The organism is Thauera sp., from assembly GCF_047601425.1.
Taxonomy (GTDB): Bacteria; Pseudomonadota; Gammaproteobacteria; order Burkholderiales; family Rhodocyclaceae; genus Thauera.
Window position 1 is genome coordinate 727295 of record NZ_JASGJL010000001.1, and the last position, 22558, is coordinate 749852.

The 22558-nt window shown below is 67.1% G+C and carries 13 protein-coding genes and 2 pseudogenes; 11 read left to right on the top strand and 4 right to left on the bottom strand.

All coding sequences use genetic code 11. The features are described from left to right. Window positions 1-1674: 1674 nt before the first annotated feature. Window positions 1675-1785 (bottom strand): annotated as a pseudogene (locus tag QM748_RS03610) (AAA family ATPase); the annotation flags it as partial. A 245-nt stretch (window positions 1786-2030) separates the two neighbouring features. Between QM748_RS03610 and QM748_RS03615 the strand changes: the two are divergent. Together QM748_RS03615 and QM748_RS03620 are read left to right on the top strand one after the other, a co-directional pair. Continuing rightward, complete coding sequence (locus QM748_RS03615; RefSeq protein ID WP_415245688.1) at window positions 2031-2651, top strand: hypothetical protein; 621 nt, start codon at window positions 2031-2033, stop codon at window positions 2649-2651. A 20-nt stretch (window positions 2652-2671) separates the two neighbouring features. Beyond that, on the top strand, window positions 2672-3373 hold the full coding sequence (locus QM748_RS03620; protein WP_415245689.1) for a type 1 glutamine amidotransferase: 702 nt from the start codon (window positions 2672-2674) through the stop codon (window positions 3371-3373). A gap of 40 nt (window positions 3374-3413) precedes the next feature. Here QM748_RS03620 and QM748_RS03625 read toward each other — a convergent pair whose 3' ends face one another. The 3 genes from QM748_RS03625 to prfB all read right to left on the bottom strand — a co-directional run bounded on the left by QM748_RS03625 (window position 3414) and on the right by prfB (window position 6677). Beyond that, window positions 3414-4115, bottom strand: coding sequence for a hypothetical protein (locus tag QM748_RS03625; RefSeq protein ID WP_415245690.1), 702 nt, complete (start codon window positions 4113-4115; stop codon window positions 3414-3416). A gap of 11 nt (window positions 4116-4126) precedes the next feature. Beyond that, window positions 4127-5416, bottom strand: a complete 1290-nt coding sequence (locus QM748_RS03630) for a hypothetical protein (RefSeq protein ID WP_415245691.1) — start codon at window positions 5414-5416, stop codon at window positions 4127-4129. Window positions 5417-5572: 156 nt separating this feature from the next. After that, a protein-coding gene (gene prfB, locus QM748_RS03635; protein WP_415245692.1) for a peptide chain release factor 2 occupies window positions 5573-6677 on the bottom strand; the annotation gives its coding sequence in 2 pieces (ribosomal slippage) (window positions 5573-6595 and window positions 6597-6677; 1104 coding nt in all). A gap of 195 nt (window positions 6678-6872) precedes the next feature. Here prfB and QM748_RS03640 point away from each other — a divergent pair. From QM748_RS03640 to QM748_RS03680, 9 genes and pseudogenes are all read left to right on the top strand, one after another. Continuing rightward, on the top strand, window positions 6873-9524 hold the full coding sequence (locus tag QM748_RS03640; RefSeq protein ID WP_415245693.1) for an EAL domain-containing protein: 2652 nt from the start codon (window positions 6873-6875) through the stop codon (window positions 9522-9524). A gap of 9 nt (window positions 9525-9533) precedes the next feature. Further along, window positions 9534-10949 carry a PLP-dependent aminotransferase family protein gene (locus tag QM748_RS03645; RefSeq protein WP_415245694.1) on the top strand — a complete coding sequence of 472 codons (1416 nt, stop codon included), beginning with the start codon at window positions 9534-9536 and terminating at the stop codon, window positions 10947-10949. Between the two features lie 91 nt (window positions 10950-11040). Continuing rightward, window positions 11041-12447, top strand: a complete 1407-nt coding sequence (ccoG, locus tag QM748_RS03650) for a cytochrome c oxidase accessory protein CcoG (RefSeq protein ID WP_415245695.1) — start codon at window positions 11041-11043, stop codon at window positions 12445-12447. A 111-nt stretch (window positions 12448-12558) separates the two neighbouring features. Next, the gene (locus tag QM748_RS03655; protein ID WP_415248011.1) at window positions 12559-13473 is read left to right on the top strand and encodes a DMT family transporter; all 915 of its coding nucleotides are present in this window, start codon (window positions 12559-12561) and stop codon (window positions 13471-13473) included. 114 nt (window positions 13474-13587) lie between these two features. Continuing rightward, on the top strand, window positions 13588-14391 hold the full coding sequence (locus QM748_RS03660) for a DUF3348 family protein (protein WP_415245696.1): 804 nt from the start codon (window positions 13588-13590) through the stop codon (window positions 14389-14391). Further along, window positions 14388-16610, top strand: coding sequence for a DUF802 domain-containing protein (locus QM748_RS03665; protein WP_415245697.1), 2223 nt, complete (start codon window positions 14388-14390; stop codon window positions 16608-16610). The genes QM748_RS03660 and QM748_RS03665 overlap by 4 nt, the downstream gene beginning before the upstream one ends. Window positions 16611-16612: 2 nt before the next feature. Next, window positions 16613-17269, top strand: a complete 657-nt coding sequence (locus tag QM748_RS03670) for an OmpA family protein (protein WP_415245698.1) — start codon at window positions 16613-16615, stop codon at window positions 17267-17269. Window positions 17270-17327: 58 nt separating this feature from the next. Beyond that, window positions 17328-17932: pseudogene (locus QM748_RS03675) on the top strand (DUF2894 domain-containing protein). Between the two features lie 225 nt (window positions 17933-18157). Next, window positions 18158-22480 (top strand): autotransporter domain-containing protein, encoded by a 4323-nt coding sequence (locus QM748_RS03680; protein ID WP_415245699.1) that lies wholly within the window; start codon window positions 18158-18160, stop codon window positions 22478-22480. Window positions 22481-22558 lie beyond the last annotated feature (78 nt).

Genomic DNA, 22558 nt, shown 5'->3' on the forward strand with positions numbered 1-22558 from the left:
GGCGGCGGCGTAGATTTCGGCCCTGGCGGCGAGCAATTGCGCCGATTGCAGGCCGAGCATGCGCTGGCGCAGCGCGGTGACGCGCTCGGTGGCTTCGTCCAGCTTGGGGCGCAGGGCTTGCAACTGCTTGTCGAGCGCGGTGATTTCGTCCTGCAGCGCGGTCATGCGCGACTGGCGGGCGAGTTCGCCGAAGTGGAATTCATGCGGCCGGCCGAGGTGGCGGGCGCCGCGGCGTTCGCGGTGGTAGCCGTCGCGGGTGATCCATTCCTGTTCGCGCGGCAGGTCGCGGGCGGCGTCGGCGTCTTCGACGCGGCGGATGCGGTTCAGCAGGTCGCTGAGCCAGCGCGGTACCGGGGCATCGAATTCCACCACTTCGGCCAGGCTCATCGGCCGCGGCGGCGGTGCGGTTTCGCGCTCGGGAACGATGAAGTGGCGGAAGCGCTCGCGCTCGCCCAGCGCCCAGGCGGCGTGGCGGTCGGCTTCGCGTTCGAGCAGGATCAGATGGCGGTAGGGGCGCAGGATGGCTTCAAGCGCGGCCTGCCAGGCTGGGTCGGTGACTTCGACCACTTCGGCCAGGCTGCGGTGGGCGATGCCTTCGGCGCTGAGGCGGACGCGGAAGCGGGAGACTTCGGCGTCGCCCGGCGGGCCGCCGCGGTTGCGCTCGTGGCGCAGGGTTTCGGTCCTTTCCTCGAAGGCGGCGACGAGTTCGCGCTCCCTGGTGCGCAGGCGGGTGCGGCTGGCGTCGGCTTCTTCGTGCTCCTTTTCCAGCGCGACGGCGTCGGCCCCATGTTCGCTGGCGAGCTGGGCGCGCAGGGTGTCGCGCTCGGCGAGCAGCTTTTCCAGGTCGCGCACGCGGTCGTGGGCGGCGAGGTAGGCTTGTTCGGTGCTCGTGTCGCTGTCCTTCAGGCGGGCGCGTTCGGCCTTGCCAGCCTCCTGTTCGGCCAGTACGGCGTCGAGCCGCAGGCGAGCGTCGCGCTGTTCGGCGAGCTTGTCGCTGCGTTCGCTGCCGACGCGGCGCAGGGCCTCGCGCTCGGCGGCGATGTCACGTGCGAGTTCGGCCACTTCCAGCCGCGGCACGATCTCGGCCTGCAGGGCCTGGGCTTCGTCGGCGAGCTGCTTCCATTCTAGGAAGCGGTTGGCTTCGGCCTTCTTTTCCTCGGCCTGGGTCTTCAGGCGGTCGAGGTCGATGCCGAGTTCGTCGAGTTCGCGTTCGGCGGATTTCTGCTCCTCGCGTGCGGCCTGGTAGTTGTCCAGCACTTCCTTGTCGCCGAAGACGTCGAAGACGAGTTCCAGCAGCGCCTTGGGCGAGTATTCGCACAGCTTGTCGGTATCGCCCTGTTCCAGCGCCAGCACCTTGGTGATCGCCGGCGTCAGGCCGCCCCAGGCGAGGCGGTGCTGGTAGTCGCGCAGGCCGATCCAGTCGTTGCTGGCTTCCAGCGCCTCGATGTCCTGGTTGCCGTCGACGATGGTGTAGTCGCGGATCCAGTCGCCGCCGGCCTTGCGGATGCGGCAGGCGAGGGTGACTTCGTCCGACAGGCAGGGGAAGAAGGGGCGCTTGCCGCTGCTGCCCGGCAGGTTGGCGACGATGGCGCGGATCCAGGCAAAGCTGCGGTCGGCGCGGCGCACGTAGCGGCGGAAGTCGCGCTTGCCCGAGCAGCGCAGCGCGAACAGTGTGCGCAGGGCGTCGAGCAGCGTGGTCTTGCCCGAGCCGTTGGGGCCGACGATGGTGATGATCTGGGCATCCAGCGGCAGCGAGAAGCGGCGCCAGAAGTCCCAGTGGACGAGTTCCAGGGTCTTGATGTGAAACATGTCGGGTGTTCGGCCGAAAGGGTTTGCGGCCCGGCTGCGGAGGGCGCGGGCAGGATGCGAGGCGGGGAGTGTAGCGGCGGCCCCGGGCGGCGGCAAACGCAGCGGCCATGCCGGAAGCTGCACTGGGATGGTGCGGGGCGCGAAATGAGCTGCATCAATGCCGTGCATGGCCGGCTCCGCAACACTGGGCGCCCGTGCATCGCTATACCGAGGCAGATCCGATGAGCTTTCCCGAATTCTTCCAGCGCGTGCCGCGCATTCGTGTGCATGACCCCTTGGCCGATTTCCTCGGTGCCGCCGAAGGTGGCGTGCTCGACTACGGCTACGAGGATGCCGTGAAACTGGCCGGGCATTCCTGCCCGACGGTGGCGTCGGCCTATGTGCTGGCCTGCCGTTCGATGAGCCTGCTTTACCCGGATGGCTTGCCCGAACGCGGCGGCGTCCGCGTCGATTTCGCCGAGCCGCTGGAGCAGGGCGTGATCGGCGTCGTCGCCAGCGTGCTGACGCTGATCACTGGTGCCACGCAGCAGGGTGGTTTCAAGGGCATCGCCGGCCGTTTCGTGCGCCGTGGGCTGCAGCGTTTCGAGGCCGACGCGCCGCTCGGTTTGCGGCTGACGCGCATCGATACCGGTGCCTTCGTCGATGCCGCGTCGGATCTGTCGCAGGTGCCGGCCGAGGCCGAGACGTCGGCGCTGATGGGGAAATGCCTGCATGGCGAGGCGAACGATGAAGAGCGCCGCCGCTTCGGCCAATTGTGGCAGCAACGGGTGGAACGCATTTTGCTGGATTGCTGGCATGACGACGCGGCGTTCCAGTTCCGCGTTTCCCCAACTCCTGGATGAGAAGAACGGACTCCCGATCCATGTACGCACACATCCTGCAGCACGTCGCTTTCGAGGGGCCGGGCAGCATCGGCCCCTGGCTGGAAAACGCCGGCTACGACATCGGCACTACCCGTTTCTTCGAGAAGGATGCGCTGCTGCCGGAACCCGAGTCGGTCGATCTGCTGGTGGTGATGGGCGGGCCGATGAGCGTCAACGACGAGGCCGAGCTGCCGTGGCTGGTGGCGGAAAAGCGCTTCATCGCCGACATCATCCGTCTCGGCCGGCCGGTGCTGGGTGTGTGCCTGGGGGCTCAACTGATCGCCTGCGCGCTGGGTGGGCGGGTATTCGCCAACCGCGAGCGCGAGATCGGCTGGTTTCCGGTCGAGGCGGTGGCGCAGGGCGACCTGACGCTGTTCCGCTTTCCGTCAACGGTAGAGGTCTTCCACTGGCATGGGGAGACCTTCAGCCTGCCGGATGGTGCTGCCCGCCTCGCGCGCAGCGCGGCTTGCGGCAACCAGGCGTTCCAGTTCGGCAAGGCGGTGATCGGGCTGCAGTTCCATCTGGAGACCACGCCCGAGTCGGCGCGGCAGATCGTCGAGCATTGCCGGGACGAGCTGCAGCCTGCAGCCTGGGTGCAATCCGAAGCCGAGATCCTGGCTGCGGATGAAAGCAAATACGCCGCGATCAACGGCCTGATGGCCGAGCTGCTTGCCTACCTGCATGCGGCCGGCGGCCGCTGAAGCGGAACAGGGAGAATAGGTTTGATCAGCCGTCCAGGTTTCAGCCGGTAGTGACGGCTTCGTCGTCGGCGGCTGTCTCGTCATCGTCGGCCGCTTCCGCGCCCGGCAGGTGGCGGCCGATTGCGGCCAGCACTTCACCCAGCGTGCCGTGGATGATGCGGTCGGCCATCACGCGGTAGTCGAGCGCGACGTCGAGCAGCGGCCCTTCGCCGATGATGCCGGCGCGGCGCTCGATGAAGCCCAGGCGGCTCAGCTTGCCGAGCGCGATCGCCATGCGCGTCTTGCCGCCGAGGCGGGGGCCGAAGTCGGCCAGCAGCGAGCTTTCGGTCAGGCTGCCGGAGACGGCCTCGCCGTGGGCGACCGGCTTCTCGCCGCCGAACAGGTCGGCCTGGCCGTCGTCGACGAGTTCGCGCCGGGTGACCTGGCGCTCGCGCTTGGGCAGGACGATCAGCGACCAGATCACCACTAGCAGCGCGATTTCGTCGCGGGTCAGGCCCAGGTTGCTGGCGGCGTATTCGCGGCCGGCGCCGAACACCGGCTCGGCCATGTCGGCCTGCAGCGCGACGCCGACGTGGGCGGCGTAGGGGTTGTCGAGCAGCTGCAGGCCGACGTCGGCCAGGCGGCGGTCGAGTTCGAGACGAAAGCTCTCATCGACCAGCGCGCGCCGCACCATGCGGTCGCTGCGCGGCAGCCAGCGCTGGGCGAGCAGGCGGGCGGTGAGCGTCTTCAGTTCGTGTTCCATGGGCGCACCGTTCAGGAGTGGGCTGGCGAAGCAGGGGCGTGCGGCAGGCGCGGGCTGACTTCGCCGCTGTTGATGGCCGCGATCTCGTCTTCGCCGACCGTGGTCAGTTCGTCGCCGAAACGGACGTCCAGCGGCAGGCGCATGAAGGCGCCGACCGGTCCGTCGACCGGGCTGGCGTGTTCGCCGTCGGCCAGCAGTGCGAGCAGCGACAGGCGGTAGCTGGCCGGTGCGAAGCCGCCGCCGGCGACGACCTGATGCAGCGGCTGCGCGCCGGACAGGGCGTCGAGGCGATGGGTGAAGTGCTCCAGCATCGCCAGGTCTTCAGTCTCGGGCGCGGCGTCAACTTGCGCGGCATCAGGCGGTGGCAGTGTGGTATCGGCCGCGTCCTGTGCAGCCTCGCCGCCGAGCGCGCTTTCGGCACGGTCCAGCAGTTCGTGCCCGCCAGCCAGCAGCGGCAGTTCGGGTACGGCGGCAATGCCGCCGCTGGCGAGGCCGGCCAGCGTGCTGCCGTCCAGCCGGCGCAGCCAGGCGGCGACGTCCGACGAGGAGATGCCCGAGCCGCCCAGCGTCACGCGCTGGGCTTCGATCTTGTTCAGCGCGCGCTGGAAGGACGCATCCACGCGGGCGAGCTTCGACTGCGCCAGGCCGATGCGCTGGGCGATGCGGGCGAGCTCGAAATCGGCATCGGGCTCGGCCAGCAGCTTGTTGAGGACGTCGGTGCCGCGCTCCAACCAGCGGCCGTTGGCCGACAAGCGGCGGCGGGCGTCGAGGATGCGGAATTCGGAACCGGAGGCGATCGCCTCCTCGAAGTGCCAGGTGAGGTCGGTGAGCTTGGACAGCAGGTGGCCGAGCGATTCGGCGGTGACGCCGCCCACCGCCTGCAGGCCGGCGAGTTGGGCGGTGAGGAAGCCGAGTTCGGCGTCCTCGTCGTCGCCGAAGCGCAGCAGCATGGCGATGGCCGCCACCGCGTTGCGGCCGATGTCCGACAGCGCGTACTGGCCGTCCTCGCCGATGCTCAGCAGGGCGTTGTCGCGCAGGCGCTTCAGCACCGTTTCGAGCTTCACCGGGTCGAGATAGGCGAAGCGCGCGCGCAGCGCGTCGGGCGACCAGCGCGGCACTTCGGCTTCCTGGCCGATCTCGCGTAGCACCAGCAGGCGCATCAGGACTTCGGCTTCGGTGCCGCGGAACAGCGTGATGAAGGCGTCGAGCAGCGGCCGCGCCGAGGCCAGCGCCGCCAGCTCGGGCACTTCGCCGGCATCGACGCCTGGGGCGAGGAAATCGGACAGGAAGGGATCGGTCATTTATGAGATGTCAGACCGGGTGGCTCTGGTGCAGAACTGGGTAGGAGAGGGGCGGGGTGTTCGTGGAACCGGCGAGGACTGTCCGAGCCCGCAGGGCGAGTTCCGCAGCCGGTGGAACGAATACCTCGCCCCTCTCCTGGTGAGCGCAGCCGGGGATCAAACGCCCTGCTTCAGGCTCGCCGCGATGAAGTCCGCCAGGTCGCCGTCGAGCACCGCCTGGGTGTTGCCCACTTCATAGTTGGTGCGCAGATCCTTGATGCGCGACTGGTCGAGCACGTAGCTGCGGATCTGGTGGCCCCAGCCGATGTCGCTCTTGCTGTCTTCCAGCTTCTGCTGCTCGGACTGGCGCTTGCGCAGTTCGGCCTCGTACAGCCGCGCCTTCAGCATCGACATCGCCTCGGCCTTGTTCTTGTGCTGCGAACGGTCGTTCTGGCACTGCACGACGATGCCGGTCGGCTCGTGCGTGATCCGCACCGCGGAGTCGGTCTTGTTGATGTGCTGGCCGCCGGCGCCGGAGGCGCGGTAGGTGTCGATGCGCAGGTCGGCCGGGTTGATCTCGATCTCGATCGAATCGTCAACTTCCGGGAATACGAACACCGAGGTGAAGCTGGTGTGGCGGCGGGCGTTGGAGTCGAACGGCGACTTGCGCACCAGGCGGTGGATGCCGGTTTCGGTGCGCAGGTAGCCGTAGGCGTAGTCGCCGCTGACCTTGATCGTGCAGTTCTTGATGCCGGCGACTTCGCCTTCGGTCTCTTCCATCAGCTCGACGCTGAAGCCGTTCTTCTCGGCGTAGCGCAGGTACATGCGCTCGAGCATGCCCGCCCAGTCCTGCGCCTCGGTGCCGCCGGCGCCGGCCTGGATTTCGATGAAGCAGTTGTTCGGGTCCATCGGGTTATTGAACATGCGGCGGAATTCGAGCTTCTCGATTTCCGCCGCCAGCCCGCCGAGGTCGGCCTCGACCGCTTCGAAGGTGTCGTCGTCGTCCTCGGCTTCGGCGAGATCGTACAGATCCTTCAGGTCGCGCGACTGGGCATCGATGTGCTGCAGCGTCAGCACCACGTCCTCGAGCGCGCGTTTTTCCTTGCCCAGTTCCTGCGCGCGTTTGGCGTTGTTCCAGACGGCCGGGTCTTCCAGCGCGCGATTGACTTCTTCGAGCTTCGATGCTTTCACATCGTAGTCAAAGATACCTCCGTAGTTCGCGACCCCGGGCGGCGAGGTCGGCGAGTTTCTCGGCGATGGCGTTCTGGCGTTCGGCTTCCATGCAAGGCTCCGGCTGAATCTGGAAAACCGGGAATTATACATACCGGCGACAGCTCTCTGACCCAGGCCGGGGTACTGGCCGCTGCTGGCGCGCCGGCCGTGTGTTTTTTGCCGGCGGAAGGCAGAATATGCATGAAGAATCTCTTCCGCCGAAAAGCGGTTAGCATTGCGGCGGCCCGTTCATTTCCGAGGACCCATGCATCAGAGCAAGAACACCCTCCTGCTGGCCTTGATTGCTACAGTCGTGGTGTTGAACCTGTTCGTGGGCATGGTGCTGCTGCATGCGCTGGAGGGGTCGAAGGCAAGCAAGGAGGCCGAGGTTCGCACCTCCGTCGAGAACCTGGCTCTGCTGATCGACCAGAACGTCACCTCGTCCGTGAGGGAGATCGACCTCACGCTGCAGCTGATCGGGGAGCATCTCGAGCGAGATCTGCGGCACGGCGTGCCGCTGAACGCAAACGACACGATGGCGAAGATTTCGCTGCAGCGGCGCTGGCTGGGTGAGATCGCCGAACTGCGCGTCATCGACAGGGATGGCCGGGTCATGCCGGATTCGGAGGTCGCCTCGCCCCCCTGCGCTAGCTGCACAGGCATGTCCTTTTTCGAAGAACACCGCGAACAGCCCGATCGCGGCCTGATCGTCAGCAAGCTGCTGCCCGGGAAGACGGTGCCCGGCGCGTGGGCGATGGTCTTTGCGCGGCGCTACAACCAGCCGGATGGCAGCTTCGCGGGCGTGACCCTGGCCATCGTGTATGCCCGGCACTTCGAGCGCCTGCTGTCCGGGCTCAAGCTCGGCCAGCGCGGAATCGCGCTGATGCGGGACATGGACACGAAGCTCATCGCCCGTTTCCCGCCGTCGCCCCTGGCGGCGGCACAGACGGGTGCGATTGGCGGCTCCCCCGAGCTGATCGGCATCCTCGCCTCGGGCAGCGAAGCGCAGTCCTTCTTCAGCCGCAGCACGGCGGACGGGGTCGAGCGCATCAACGCATTTCGCCGCCTCTCCCTGCTGCCTGCCTTCGTGATCGTCGGCCACGGCAAGGAGGATTACCTAGCCCCATGGTGGATCGAGGTGCGCAAGGCGGGCGAGCAGTCGGTGCTCTTCCTGCTCGTCACCACGCTGGGGGCCTGGCTGCTCTGGCGCCTGGTGAGCGCCAACCAGCTCGCCAACGAGCGCAGCCGCATCCTGCTGCAGAATGCCAGCGACGGCATCCACATCACCGATCTCGACGGCAACGTGATCGAGGCCAGCGACGCCTTCTGCCGCATGCTGGGCTATCCGCGGCAGGCGGTCATCGGCATGAACATGGCCAGATGGGAGGCATCGGAGGCGGGCAAGCAGGCCGTGGAGACGCTCAGGCGGATACATGCCGCGGGCCGGATCTTCGCTTTCGAGACGCTGCATCGGCGAGCGGATGGCGAGATCGTCCCGGTCGAGATCACTGCCTTTCCGCTCGAACTGGACGGCCAGCCGGTGGTGTTCCACTCGGCGCGGGACATCACCGCGCGCAAGATGTCGGAGGCCCAGGTCAAGCGGCTGGCCTTCTTCGATCCGCTCACAGGCCTGCCCAACCGCCGGCTCCTGATCGAGCGGCTGGAAACGGCGCTGCGCACCTGCGCCTACCACAAGGGCTGGGGGGCCCTGCTGTTCATCGATCTCGACAACTTCAAGACCGTCAATGACATCAATGGTCACCACGAGGGCGACCACCTGCTGCAGCAGGTCGCCGAAATCCTGCTGGCCTGCGTGCGCAAGGACGACAGCGTCGCGCGCCTGGGGGGCGACGAGTTCGTGATCATGCTGGAAGGCCTGGCGGGTGGGCACGCCGGGGCTGCGCGAGAGGCAGAGGCGGTCGCCAGCAAGGTGCTGCAGGCATTGTGCAGGCCGTTTCCGCTCGGCAGCACCGAATACCGCGGGTCGGCGAGCATCGGCGTGACCCTGTTCGGCGACGATCCGCAGGAAAACATCGAGGAGCCGCTGCGGCGCGCCGATCTGGCGATGTACCAGGCCAAGCTGTCGGGGCGCAACGCCGTCCGTTTCTTCGATCCGCAGATGCAGATCGAGGCCAGCCGCCGTGCCGAGCTCGATGCGGGGCTGTGGATGGCGCTCGAGCAGCAGCAGTTCGTGCTGCATTACCAGCCGCAGGTACTGGCCGAGGGCGTCGTCGTCGCCGTCGAGGCGCTGGTGCGCTGGCATCATCCCGAGCGCGGCATCGTGCCGCCGGCCGAGTTCATCGCCCTGGCCGAGGAAAACGGACTCATCGTGCCGCTGGGCCGGTGGGTGCTGGAAGAGGCCTGTGCGCAGCTTGCGCGCTGGGCGTCGGAGCCTTCGCGGGCGGGCATCGCGATCGCGGTCAATGTCAGCGCACGCCAGTTCCGGCACGAGCACTTCGTCGATGAGCTGATCGCGATCCTGGACCGCAGCGGCGTGCGGCCCTCGCTGCTGAAGATCGAGCTGACCGAAAGCATGCTGCTGACCGACGTGGAAAACGTGATCGCGCGGATGGATGTGCTGAAGGCCAGGGGCGTACGCTTCTCGCTCGACGATTTCGGCACGGGCTATTCGTCGCTGGCCTATCTCAAGCGTTTGCCGCTGGACCAGTTGAAGATCGACAAGAGCTTCGTGCGGGACATTCTCGACGATACCAACGATGCCGCCATTGCCCGGATGGTCGTCGTCCTTGCAGAAAGCCTCGGGCTGCAGGTGCTGGCCGAAGGGGTGGAGACCGAGGCCCAGCGCGAATGCCTGGCGAGGCAGGGCTGCGACGCCTACCAGGGCTATCTGTTCAGCCGTCCGCTGCCGCTGGCGGCGCTGGAGAGCTACCTCGACCGCTACCAGTCCGGCGGCTAGCATCTGCGCATGACGCTCTATCAGGACATTGCCGACAGCACCGCAAGGCTGATCGCCGGCGGCGTGCTGCGTCCCGGCGAGCGCCTGCCGTCGGTGAGGCAGGCCTGCCGCAGTCATGAAGTCAGTCCGATCACCGTCATGCAGGCCTACCAGCTGCTCGAAAGCCGGGGGCTGATCGAGGCACGGCCGAAGTCGGGCTACTTCGTCCGCGCGCAACTCGGCCGCAAGCTGCCCGAACCGGCCATGAGCCATCCGGCCGGCGGGGCGACGGCGCTGCGGGTCAGCGACTTCATCTTCCAGATCCTCGACAGCGTGCGCGATCCAGCGATCGTGCCGCTCGGCTCCAGCTTTCCAGGCCCGGAGCTGTATCCGCTGGACAAGCTGGGGCGCTTTCTCGCCGGAGCGGGGCGCAAGCTGGCGCCGCTGTCGACGGTGACCGACCTGCCGCCGGGCAACGAGGAACTGCGGCGGCAGATTGCCTTGCGCTACCTCGCCCGGGGTGCCGCGGTGTCGCCGCAGGAGATCATCGTCACCTCGGGCGCGCTGGAAGGCATCAACCTGTGCCTGCAGGCCCTGACCCGGCCGGGGGACCTGATCGCGGTGGAGTCGCCCACCTTCTATGCCGGGCTGCAGGCCAGCGAGCGGCTGGGGCTGAAGGTGGTGGAGATTCCGAGCCATCCGCGCGAGGGCGTGAGCCTGGACGCGCTGGCCGATGCGCTGCGCCGCCATCCGGTCAAGGCCTGCCTGTTCATGCTCAATTTCTCCAATCCCACCGGCAGCCGGGTATCGGACGAAAACAAGGGGAAACTGGTCGAGCTGCTGCGCAGGCACCAGGTGCCGCTGATCGAGGACGACGTCTATGCCGAACTGTATTTCGGCCGTGATGCGCCGGCCGCGACCAAGGCGCTGGATGCGGACGGCCTGGTGCTGCACGTGTCCTCGTTCTCGAAGTGCCTCGCGCCGGGCTACCGGGTGGGCTGGGTGGCGGCCGGACGCTACGCCAGGGAAGTGCAGCGGCAGAAGTTCTCCACCAGCTTGGCGACGGCGGTGCCGCTGCAGATCGCCTTGGCGGGCTACATGAAGCGCGGCGGTTTCGACGCCCATCTGCGCAACTTGCGCCGCCATCTGGCGGAGCAGGAGGCGGTGCTGGTGGCGGGCATCGAGCGGCACTTTCCGCCCGGCATCCGGCTGGCACGCCCCGACGGCGGCTATTTCCTGTGGCTGGAGCTGCCGCCGCAGGTCGATACCCTGCGCCTGCATCAGCAGGCACTGGCGTGCGGCATCAGCATCGCCCCCGGGCCGATCTTTTCGGCGATGCGCGCGTTCGGCAATTACCTGCGGCTGAACTTCGGCCATCCCCCCGGGGCCCGGCAGGATCAGGCCTTGCGCACGCTCGGTACGCTGATCGGGCAGCAGCTCGACTGATCTGTTCCTATCGGAAATCGCATCGTCTGAATCTGTTCCGGTTGCCGGCCGAGTGATGTACTGCGCTCATCGCAAGAACCGGAGTTCACCGATGAGCAAGGCCGTCAGCAAGGTGCGCGAAGCCAGGCTTGAGCTTTACCGCAGCAAGGGCACGATCCATGCCAAGGCTGTCGCGGGGCGCTTCAACACCGCGCGCTGGATCATGGTGTGGCTGACCCAGATCATCTTCTATGGCGGCTGTTGGCTGCGCTGGGATACGGGCGAAGGGGTCAGGCAGGCGATCCTGTTCGACATCGTGCATGAAAAGCTCTATCTCTTCGGTCTGGTGCTGTGGCCGCAGGACGCGCTGCTGCTGGCCTTCATGCTGATCCTGGCGGCGACCGCGCTGTTCTTCGTCACCGCCCTGGCCGGGCGGCTGTTCTGCGGCTTTGCCTGTCCGCAGACGGTGTATACCTCGATCTTCGTCTGGATCGAGGCCAGGGTCGAAGGCGACCACCTGGCGCGCCTGAAGCTGGACCGGAGCCCGATGTCGGCGCGCAAGCTGGCAACCAAGGCGGTCAAGCACGGCATCTGGGCGCTGGTGGCAATCTGGACCGCGATCACCTTCGTCGGCTATTTCACGCCGATCCGCGAGCTGCTGCCGTCGGTCGCGGCGCTGCAGACCGGTCCGTGGGAAAGCTTCTGGCTGATCTTCTACGCGTCCTTCACCTATGTGCAGGCCGGGCTGGCGCGCGAGGCGGTATGCCAGCACATGTGCCCGTATTCCCGTTTCCAGGGCGTGATGATCGATGGCGCAACGGCCAGCGTGGGCTATGAGCATCGCCGCGGCGAGCCGCGCGGGGCGCTGCGGCACGCGGGCAGTACAGGCGACTGCATCGACTGCGGCATCTGCGTGCAGGTCTGCCCGACCGGCATCGACATCCGCGACGGCCTGCAATACCAGTGCATCAACTGCGGCCTGTGTGTCAACGGCTGCAACCAGGTGATGGACAAGCTCGGCGCGCCGCGCGGGCTGATCCGCCTTGCCTCCGAGAACGAACTCGCCGGCGCGCCGAAGCGGGCCGGCGAGGGGAAGGGGCGACGGGGGCCGGGGCCGCGGGTGCTCGTTTACGCCGGCTTGCTGCTGCTGTTCTCGGTGCTCAGCGTATGGACCCTGAGCCAGCGTTCGACGCTGCGGGTCAACGTGCTCCGCGACCGCGGCCTGCTGTCGCGCGAGACCGCCGAAGGCCGCATCGAAAACGACTACACGCTGAAGCTGATCAACATGGAAGAGGCCGTGCGCACCTTCAGGGTCGAGGTCGTCGGCCTGCCGGACCTGAAGATCGAAGGCGGCAGCGAATTCACCGTCGGGCCGGGCAGCATCCACACCGTGCCGCTCGTCGTGTCGTCTCCCGCCGAAGCGGCGCCCGCGGGGGCGAGGCCGATCGAATTCCATACCGCAGCGGTGCATGATGCCGGCACGGCGAGCCGGGAGAAGAGCCGCTTCATCCTGCCTTGAGTGCCGCCTTCGGTGCATCGGGGCGATGCGTGTCACACTGCCGGGCCGCTGCGCAGGGGCGGCCCAATAAAAAAACATGGAAATGAGGTCCACTTGAGCGGCAATCACCACATGGGGCTTTCCGATACGGCCAAGGGCTTGCTGGCCGCGCTGGTCGTGGTCATCTGCTGGTCCGGCTTCAACATCGTGTCGCGCTTCGGCAGCACCGCGAGCTTCACGCCTTTCGATCTTGCGGCGCTGCGCTACGGCGTGTCCGGGGTGCTGGCGCTGCCGTTCTTCGTCCGCCTGGTGCCGCCACGCGAGTGGCCGCGCTACATGGCCCTGGCGCTGTTCGGCGGCCTGGGCTACGGGATTCTGGTCTATTCGGGTTTCGCCTTCGCGCCGAGCGCGCACGCCGGCGTGTTCGTCAATGGCGGCATTCCGTTCTGGACCGTGGCCATCGTCGCCGTCGCGGCAGGCTTCCACATTGCGCGCCAGACCGTGCTGGCACTGGTCCTGTCGACCGCCGGGCTGGTGCTGATCGGCTTCCAGAGCCTGTTCTCGCCGGCGGCTGCCGACGAGTGGGTCGGCGACTTGCTCTTTCTTGCTGCCGCGCTGTGCTGGGCCATCTTCGGGCTGCTGATGCGCCGCTGGCAGATCCGGCCTCAACTGGGCATCCTCGGCATCGCGACTTTCTCGATGCTGTCCTACATGCCGGTGTATTTCCTCTGGCTGCCGGGCCGCATCGCCCAGGCAGGCTGGGGCGAGATCGGCCTGCAGGCGGTCTATCAGGGCCTCGTCGCCGCGATGCTGGCGGCCGGCATGTACAGCTACGCCAACCAGAAAATCGGCGCCTGCCAGGCCTCGATGATGCTGGCGCTGGTCCCGGCCTTCTCGGCGGTCGGCGGTTTCCTGATCCTGGACGAGGCGCTGGGTGCCCTGACCGTGCTCGGCATCCTGGTGGTGTCGCTGGGGGCCGCACTGGGCGCTTTGCCGGCCGGAGCCTTGGGCCGCTGGCGAATTTTCGATCCGGCCGGGCGCAAGTAGCCACGCGGGTTTCGGGCTTCCGGCATGGTTGTGGGTGCCGACGCGGCTGCTCCCCAGCGTGCCGCTTTGGTGTAGCCTTCGCCCTTTTTCGCCCATCGGGCGCCGGGTCGGGGGATGACGCAGGGCTTGCCGCGTACGCGGTTCAACAGTGCAGGGCTGGTGCGGACGCTGGCTGAACTGGCGGTGGCGGATGCTGCGGAGCCTCGGCAATCGTTTGCCGAGCGCCTGGGGGCATGGCTCGACTTCAAGGAGGCGCTGGCGCTGTACGCGGCGCTGAATTCGACTGCGGCAGGTGCGCCGGAGGGACGCTCCGCAAAGGCTGCTCCGCCTGCTGCCGTGGCCATGCGCGAAGAGCTGGCCCGCGTGCGCGGCGATCTGGCGCAGTCCATCGCGGCTGTGGACGCCGCACCGGCGAGCGGGACGAGTCTTGCGGCGGATTCGGCGGCGGGGCTGCCATCCGTGCCCGATGCCTTGGCGCATGCCGCGGCTGACGCTGTGGCCAATCCCGCCGAGCCGGATTTCGCGCCGCTTCATCGCCATTACATGACGCAGCAGCGCAGGCTGGCGGCTGTCGTCGGGCCGCTGCGCGCGCGGATGCGTGCCGAACTGGGGCGGCAGTCCGCCGCGCTGAAGCAGCTTGCGGCGCTGGACGCGGTGATGGAGCAGGCCCTGGCAGCGCGCGAAGCCGGTCTGCTGGCCCAGGTGCCGGTGCTGCTGGGCGGGCGCTTCGCACGCCTGTTCGAGGCCCATGGTGGTGCGGCGGACGGCGATGCCGCCGGCTGGCTGCAGCCGGGCGGATGGCTGGCGCGCTTTTGCGCGGAGATGCAGCAGGTGCTGCTGGCCGAACTGGACCTGCGGCTGATGCCGGTGGCCGGGCTGGTGGCGGCACTGGATACGGAATCGACGGAACGCGAATGAACAGAAGCATGAGTGTGGTGGCCGGCCTGCTGGGGCTGGCCGTGGTGCTGTGGGTGGGCATGGGCTACGTCGGCCGCAGCCCGCTGGCCCTGGGCATGACCGCCCTGATCGGCGTGGTGTATCTGGTCGGCGTGGTCGAGCTGTTCCGTTTCGAGCGCGCCACGTCGTCGCTGCGCCGCGCGCTGGATGCCATCCCGGCTCCGGCTGCCGCAGGCGGGGCGATGGATGCCGCCGCCTGCAGCCGCTGGCTGTCCGGCCTGCCTGCTTCGCTGCAGAACGCGGTGCGCTTGCGCATCGACGGCGAACGTATCGGCCTGCCCGGGCCGGCGCTGACGCCTTATCTGGTGGGCATGCTGGTGCTGCTGGGCATGCTGGGCACCTTCCTCGGCATGGTGATGACGCTGGACGGCGCGGTGATCGCGCTCGAGACCACCACCGACCTGCAGACCATCCGCTCCTCGCTGGCGGCGCCGGTGAAGGGGCTGGGCGTGGCCTTCGGCACTTCGGTGGCGGGGGTGGCGGCGTCGGCCATGCTGGGCCTGATGTCGGCGCTGTGCCGCCGCGAGCGCCTGCGGGCCTCGCAGCTGCTGGACGGCCGCATCGCCGGCGAACTGCGCGGCGCTTCGCTGGCGCAGCTGCGGCAGGAGGCCTTCGTCGCCATGAAGGAGCAGGCGCGGCTGCTGCCGGCGCTGGTCGATACCCTGCAGACGATGATGGCGCAGATGGAGCGTCAGGGTAGGGACTTGAACGAACATCTGACCGGCGGGCAGCAGCGCTTCCACGACGAGGCGCGCGGCGCCTATGCGGCGCTGGCCGCATCGGTCGATGCCTCGCTGAAGGACAGCCTGAGCGAAAGCGCGCGCCTGGCGGGACAGACCATCCAGCCGGTGGTGGCCGAGACCATGGCCGGCATCGCGCGCGAGACGGCCGCGCTGCAGCAGCAGGTCGCCGATGGCGTGCAGGCCCAGCTCGACGGCGTGTCGCAGCGCCTGGATGCCGCCACGGCCAGCGTGGCCGATACCTGGACGACCGCGCTGGCCCGCCATGAGGCCGGCAGCGCGGCGCTGGGGCGCAAGCTGGAGGAATCGCTCGCCAGCTGGAACGGGGATTTCGAGCGCCGCGCGGCAAGCCTGCTGGCGACGGTCGGTGACGCGCATGCCAGCCTGCGCGACGATCTCGCGGCGACCGCCGCAGGCATCGCACGCCAGACCACCGAACTGCACACGCAGGTGGCCGGTGCGCTGGAAACCCGTTTCGACGGCCTGGCAACACGTTTCGAAGCCAGCGCCGGCCAGGTGGCCGAAGCCTGGGCTGAAGCGCTGGCGAGCCATGCGCAGGGCAGCAGGACCGCGACGGACGAGCTTCAATTGGCCCTGCGTGCCTTCGCCGACACTTTCGCGCAGCGTTCCGCCGCGCTGGTCGAGCAGGTGGAGACGCGGCTGTCCGCGCTGCAGGCCGACCTCGCCGCGCAGGATGCCGCCCGGCAGGCGGCCCAGGCACAGGCGCTGGATGCGATGGCTGCGTCGCTGCGTGAAGCCTGGGGGTTGGCGGGCGAGCAGGCCGGCCGCCGGCAGGAGGAAGTCCTCGTCCGCCTGGACGAAACCGCGCGCAGCCTGGCCAGCGCCACCCACGAACAGGCGGCCCGCACCATCGAGCAGGTCGGCGGCCTGCTGCAGACCGCTGCCGAAGCGCCCCGCGCCGCGGCCGAAGTGGTCGGCGAGCTGCGCCACGAGCTGTCGGCCAGCATCGCGCGCGACAACGCGTCGCTGGCCGAGCGCAGCCGCATCATGGAAACCCTGGGCGGCCTGCTGGATGCGATCAACCACGCATCGACCGAACAGCGCCAGGCGATCGACGCCCTGGTCGCCTCGTCGGCGTCGGCGCTGGAGCGCGCCAGCGCCGGCTTCAGCGAGCGCATCGAGGCCGAATCCACGCGGCTCACCGACACCGCCGGCCAGCTTGCCGGTGGTGCGGTCGAGGTGGCGAGCCTGGCCGAAGCCTTTGGCCTGGCGGTGCAGCTGTTCAGCGAATCGAACGACAGGCTGATGGCGAGCCTGCAGCGCATCGAAGGCGCGCTGGAAAAATCGATGGCACGCAGTGATGAGCAGCTCGCCTACTACGTGGCGCAGGCACGCGAGATCATCGACCTCAGCCTGATGTCGCAGCAGCGCATGGTCGAGGGCCTGCAGCCTCAGCCCGGTCGCGCCGCCGAGGTGTGAGCATGGAGGATATCCACGGCGGCATCGAGGATTCCGCACCGGCCTGGGGCGTGTTCGGCGACCTGATGTCAGGGCTGCTGGGTGCCTTCGTGCTGATCCTGGTCGGTGTGCTCGGTGTGCAGCTCGAACTCGCCACCACGCTGGAAGCCGAGGTGCAGAAGCGCCAGATCGAGGAGCAGCGCCGCGAGGCGCTGGAAAAGGCCCTCGCAGTGCCGCTGGCCGCAGGGCGGGTGACGCTGGAGGGCGGGCGCATCGGCATCAGCGGCAGCGTGCTGTTCGCCCACAACTCGGCCGAACTGCAGGCCGAAGGCCATCAACTGCTTCAAAGCCTGGCGGCGCCCTTGACGGCCTATCTCGGTGCGCACGAGGAAATGCTGATGGTCAGCGGCTTCACCGACGACCGGCCGGTGCTCGACAGCAACCGCCGCTTCGCCGACAACTGGGATCTGTCGGCGCAGCGCGCGCTGACGGTGACGCGGGTGCTGATCGAGGAGGGCGTGCCGTCCGCATCGGTGTTCGCCGCGGCATTCGGTTCGGAGCAGCCGGTGGCCTCGAACGACGACGCCGACGGCCGTTCGCGCAACCGGCGGGTGGAGATTGCGCCGGTGCCGAGGTCGCCGCAGAAGCCGGCCGGGAAGGCGGCTGCAGGCAATGGCTGAATCCCTGTTCTCCGGGGCGGCTGAATCGGAAGCAGACGTGGTCGCGCTCATCGATGCCATGCGCGGCAGAGGCGCAGCAAGCTTCGATCCGGTGGGCTTTTGCGTCATCGAAGCGATGTGGCGGCGGCGTGAAAGCCTGCAAGGTGCGGCGCGCGTGGCGGTGATGCGCAAGCTGGTGCGACGGCTGGCCACGCTCCGGGAGCGTTTTGAGCGCGCCGGGGGGAGAAAACCCCAAGAGCGGAACCGCAATTGGCTGCACCGAGTCTGCTTGCCGAATTGCTCGCCCATGCCGCCCGCCAGAACAGTGCTGCGCCGTCCGCCAAGGCCACGCCCGGGGCCGCCGGTGGCGAACTTAAGTCGATGCACTACTTCGGCAGCATCTGGTCGCGGCTCAGCCTGGAGCAGCAGCTTTCGCAGGCGCTGGCGCAGGCGCCGGAAAACGCCGGGCCGCTCAATTCGCATTTCCTCGTGCTGCAGGCCCTGATCCGCATGCGCGACATCGCGCCGCAGTACCTGGAAAACTTCATGTCCTACGCGGACGCGCTGCTATGGCTGGATCTGCTCGACACCGGCAAAGGGGCAGGGCAGAAGGCTGGCGCGCAAAAGGCAGCCACGCGAAAGCCGGCGACGCGCAAAGCGGGACCGAGGAAGACGCGTACCTGACGGCACCACCTGTGGGCGCTCGCCTGCCTTCCGTGGCGCCGTTTTTGCATGGCCCGCCCCGCGGCGCGCGGGCATTCAGCGCGCTGGGTTTCATGAAAAATGACACCGGATTCGTAAACCCAACATCATGCTCGCTAATCCGCTATCTCCGTGCAAAGCCATTTGTTCCAATGCCGGGGCTTGAGAGATGCGCGGGATCGCGCTGTTGAATAACAGGGGACTCAAATGAATCGTACCTATCGTCTGGTGTGGAGCTGCCGGCTCGGCGGCCTGGTGGCGGTGTCGGAAGCGACGCGCGGCCAGGGCAAGAATGGCGGCAAGGCGAAGGCAGTGCTTGTGGCGGTGGCCGGTGCGCTGCTGGCGCTGGCTGGGGGGCAGGCGCTGGCGGCGGACTGCGGCGGATCGGTGACGACGGCCGTCACGACTGCCTGCGAGGTGCCCGATAACGGCAGCCTGAGCGTCAGCGGCAGCGGTTCGATCACTTACACCGGCTCGTCCTCCAATGCGGGCGGCGCCATCTTCGACGCCATCGTAAATGTCGGCAGCGTGTTCGGGAGCATCGTCAACTCCGGCACTCTGGATGTGTCCAATCCGGGCGATCAAATGGTACACAGCGGCATCCGCCTGGTTAACGCCAGCGGCCAGTCGATACTCAACCAGGGCTTGATCAACGCCGCCGACACCGGCGGCGGCGGTTACGGGATCCAGCTGGAAGACTCGACCCTGAGCGGCGGGATTGCGAACTCGGGGTCGATCACGGGTACCCACGGGATCACCATGGGCGGTGGCCGGGTCGGCAATGTCCAGAATACGGGGGACATTACTGTCTCGGTGCAAGGGATCAACGTGGGTGTCACCTCGTCCAGCGCGGTAACTGCCGATACAACGGTGACGGGCGGCATCACCAACACGGGGCGCATCGAGTCGACGACCGACATCGGGGTCCATGTCGGATCGTATATCAGTAATACGACGGTCGGTGGGGAGGTGTTCAATTCGGGAACCATCGTTTCGGCCGGCGACGATATGAAAGAACATACCGTCCAAATCGGGACGAGCAATCCCAATATGACCATCACCGTCGGTGGCGGCGTCAGGAACGAGGGCCGGATTACCTACAACGGTACGGCTAATTTCGTGGCTGCTTTATCGCTGACTAATTTGGCGCTCAACGGCAACCTGATCAACGGCGGCATCATCGAAAATGAAAGAGGCCAGGCGGATGCGTTCGGGGTGAGGGTATTCAAATCGTCCATGTCCGGTTCGATCGTAAACGGAGGGACGATTGCCGTCGGCGGGTCTGCGGCATTGAGCCAGCGTAGGGCTTTTGGCATCTATCTGGCCGGGTCGACGGTATCGGGCGGGGTGAGCAACAGCGGTCTGATCCGCGGCGGCAGTCAGAGCTACGAAAAGGGCTACGGCATCGATGCAGGAAACGTCGTGGTGGTCAACGGCATCACCAATTCGGGCACCGTGATCGGAGAGGGAACCGCTACGGCGATCGGGATTCGCGTGGCCTCCGCTGCGCAGGTCAGCGGCGGTATTACCAATTCGGGCACCGTGATCGGAAAAACGGCTTCCATGGCGGCCGGGATTGCCGTTATCGCCGCCGGCGAACAGGGCAGCGCGACGGTCAACGGCAGCATCCACAATAGCGCCAGCGGGAAGATCGTCGGCGACCACTACGGCGTGTACCTGAAAGACAGCACGGTCAACGGCGACATCGTCAACGCCGGCAGCATTTCCGTCGTCATTGGTGGTACCTACTCTTCCGGCCCGGTCGTTGGCGGCATCATGGCATCCGGCGCGGACACGACCGTGAGTGGGCGGATTGCCAATAGCGGGACGATCAGTGCCAGCAGAGCACAGGGTATCGGGGTCATCAACGGCGCATCGGTTGCATCGGGAATAAGCAATAGCAGCACGGGCTTGATTGACGCCAGTATTTTCGGCGCAGGCGTGTTTATTCGTACCAGTGGCACGGTGGACGGCGGTTTGACCAACCACGGGACGATCAACGGCGGCGTTCCCAGCGGCACTGGCGTCGAGGTGCGGTGGGGGAGCACGCTCACGGGTGGGGTGAGCAATACAGGCGTGATCAGCGGTAATTACGGCCTTGGCGTGTTCACGTCGAGCACGCTTGCCGGCGGGCTGACCAATGCCAACGGCGGAACTATTTCCGGCAACGCGGTCGGGATCAGTCTGTATGACAGCAAATTGTTCGGCGGCATCACTAACAGCGGAGAGATCAGCACTGGCAATGATGGCATTGGTGTTGGTGTGTTCAGCGGCACATTGTTTGACGGCATCGCTAACAGCGGAGAGATCAGCGCTGGCAATAATGGCGTTGGTATTGGTGTGTTTAGCGGCACACTGTCCGGCGGCATCGCCAACAGCGGGACGATTGTCGGTGGTTCTGGAGCCAACGCCGTCGGTGTCGGTTTGATTGCTGCCAGCACCCTGACTGGCGGCATCGTCAATAGCGAGGTCATCAGCGGCGGTTCGGGTTCTTATGCTGTTGGTATCGCGCTGTGGACGCGGAGCAGGCTTGCCGGCGGCTTGATCAATGCTGGGACGATCATCGGCGGTGCTGACGGTGTTCTTGTTGCGTTGACGGGTACGCTTGCTGGGGGCTTGGTCAACAGCGGCACGATCAGTTCCGGCAGGGACGGTGTTCATGTTTCGACGTCGAGCACGCTGACCGGCGGGCTGATGAACAGCGGCACGATCTCCGCTGCGGACGACGGCATCTATCTGGGCACCAGCAGCCAGATCGACAGCATCACCAACACCAACCTGGTTTCGGGCGGCAACTATTCGCTGCGTTTGAGGAATACCGCCAATCCCCTCGTTGTCGACAACAGCGGCACCTTGCAGGGTGATGCGATGATCGGCATCAACACCCTGAACCTGAACGGCGGCACGGCGCGGGTGATCGGTGATGTTTCGGGTACCGGCGCCGTGAATGTGAATGGCACCTTCAGCAGCGAAGGCACGATGAACGTCGGCCAGATCGGCATTGCCAGCGGGGCGGTGTTCAACCTCAACCACGATGTGGCGTCGTCGTCCGCGGCCTTCGGCAACGGCGGCACGCTGAACGTGGGCATGAACGCGCCGACGGTCACGGGCGACTACACGCAAGCGTCGAACGGCATCTTCAGCCTGTGGCTGGCTGGCGCCACGCCCGGCACCTATGGCCAGCTCAACGTCAGCGGCGCGGCGACGCTGGCCTCGGGCGCGGAAGTGAACGTGAACGTGCAGGGTCGTCCGGCGATCAGCATGAACACGGTCATCGAAGGCGTGATCGCGGCAAGTTCGCTCACCGTCACGCCGGGCGACCTGCGCGTCACCGACAACAGCGCGCTGTACAACTTCACGGCCTCGACTGCGCGCAATGCGAACGAACTCGACCTGATCACGGAAGTGGATCCGGAAGGGATCATCAACGCTGTCGCACCGGTCACGCCGGCCGGCATCGGCGCGGCGCGCGAATTGCAGCGCCAGCTCAACGAGGACGACGTCTCGCCCGGCATGGCACCGGTGTTCGACAAGCTGGGGACGATGGACGAACAGCAGATCGCCAACGCGGTCACGCAGATGCTGCCGTCGCTGCTCGGGGCCGGCCCGCAGGCGATGACCAACGCGCTGCACAGCATGAACAAGGTGATCCAGTCGCGGGTGGAATCGAACCAGGGCCTGTCCTCGGGCAACGGCGCGGCCGACCAGTACCTGTGGGTGCGGGCGTTCGGCAACGAAGGCAAGCAGGAGAACCATCGCCGCGTGTCCGGGTTCAAGTCCGACACGACCGGTCTGGTGATCGGGATCGATGCGCCGGTGAACGACCGTGTTCGCGCCGGCCTGGCCTTCACCTACGCGGACAGCGACGTGAAGAGCAACTCGCGCATCGCGCCGAGCAAGGTCGAAGTCGACACCTATGAAGTGGTCGGCTACGCCAGCTACAACGTGGCCCCGAATACCGACATCAACGTCCAGTTGGACGTCGGGCAGAACAAGCTCGAGAGCCGCCGGCACATCGGCTTCATGGGCAGCACGGCGAAGGCGGACTTCGACAGCCTGACCTGGCACGGCAGTGTGGGGATCGGGCATACGCTGGAGGCGGGCGCCAAGACGATGGTGACGCCGTCGGTGCGGGTGGACTACACGCGGATGCGCACGGAAGGCTACACGGAGAAGGGCGCCGGGCCGCTGAACCTGAAGGTGTCGGGCAATACCTACCGGGAGTTCCTGCTGTTCGGTGACGTGAAGTTCGTGCATCAGCTGACGGACAGCGTGAAGCTGCTGGGGAACGCCGGGGTGGGCTATGACTTCATCAACCAGCAGGCGAAGACGGCCTCGCTCTTCACGGGGGGCGGATCGTCGTTCGTGACGCGGGGGCTGGAGGTGTCGCCGTGGGTGTATCGCGCCGGGCTGGGCCTGACCAAGGAGGACCAGCGCGGGGTGGAATACTCGGTGCGCTATGATGGTGAGGGCCGCAGTTCGGGCTACACCAACCACACCCTGTCGGCCCGCGTCCGCTGGGCGTTCTGATCGACGGGAACCGGCCGGCGCCATGGATCACTCCGTGGCGCCGGACTCGTTTATGGATAACCGCGGTTCCGGTATCTG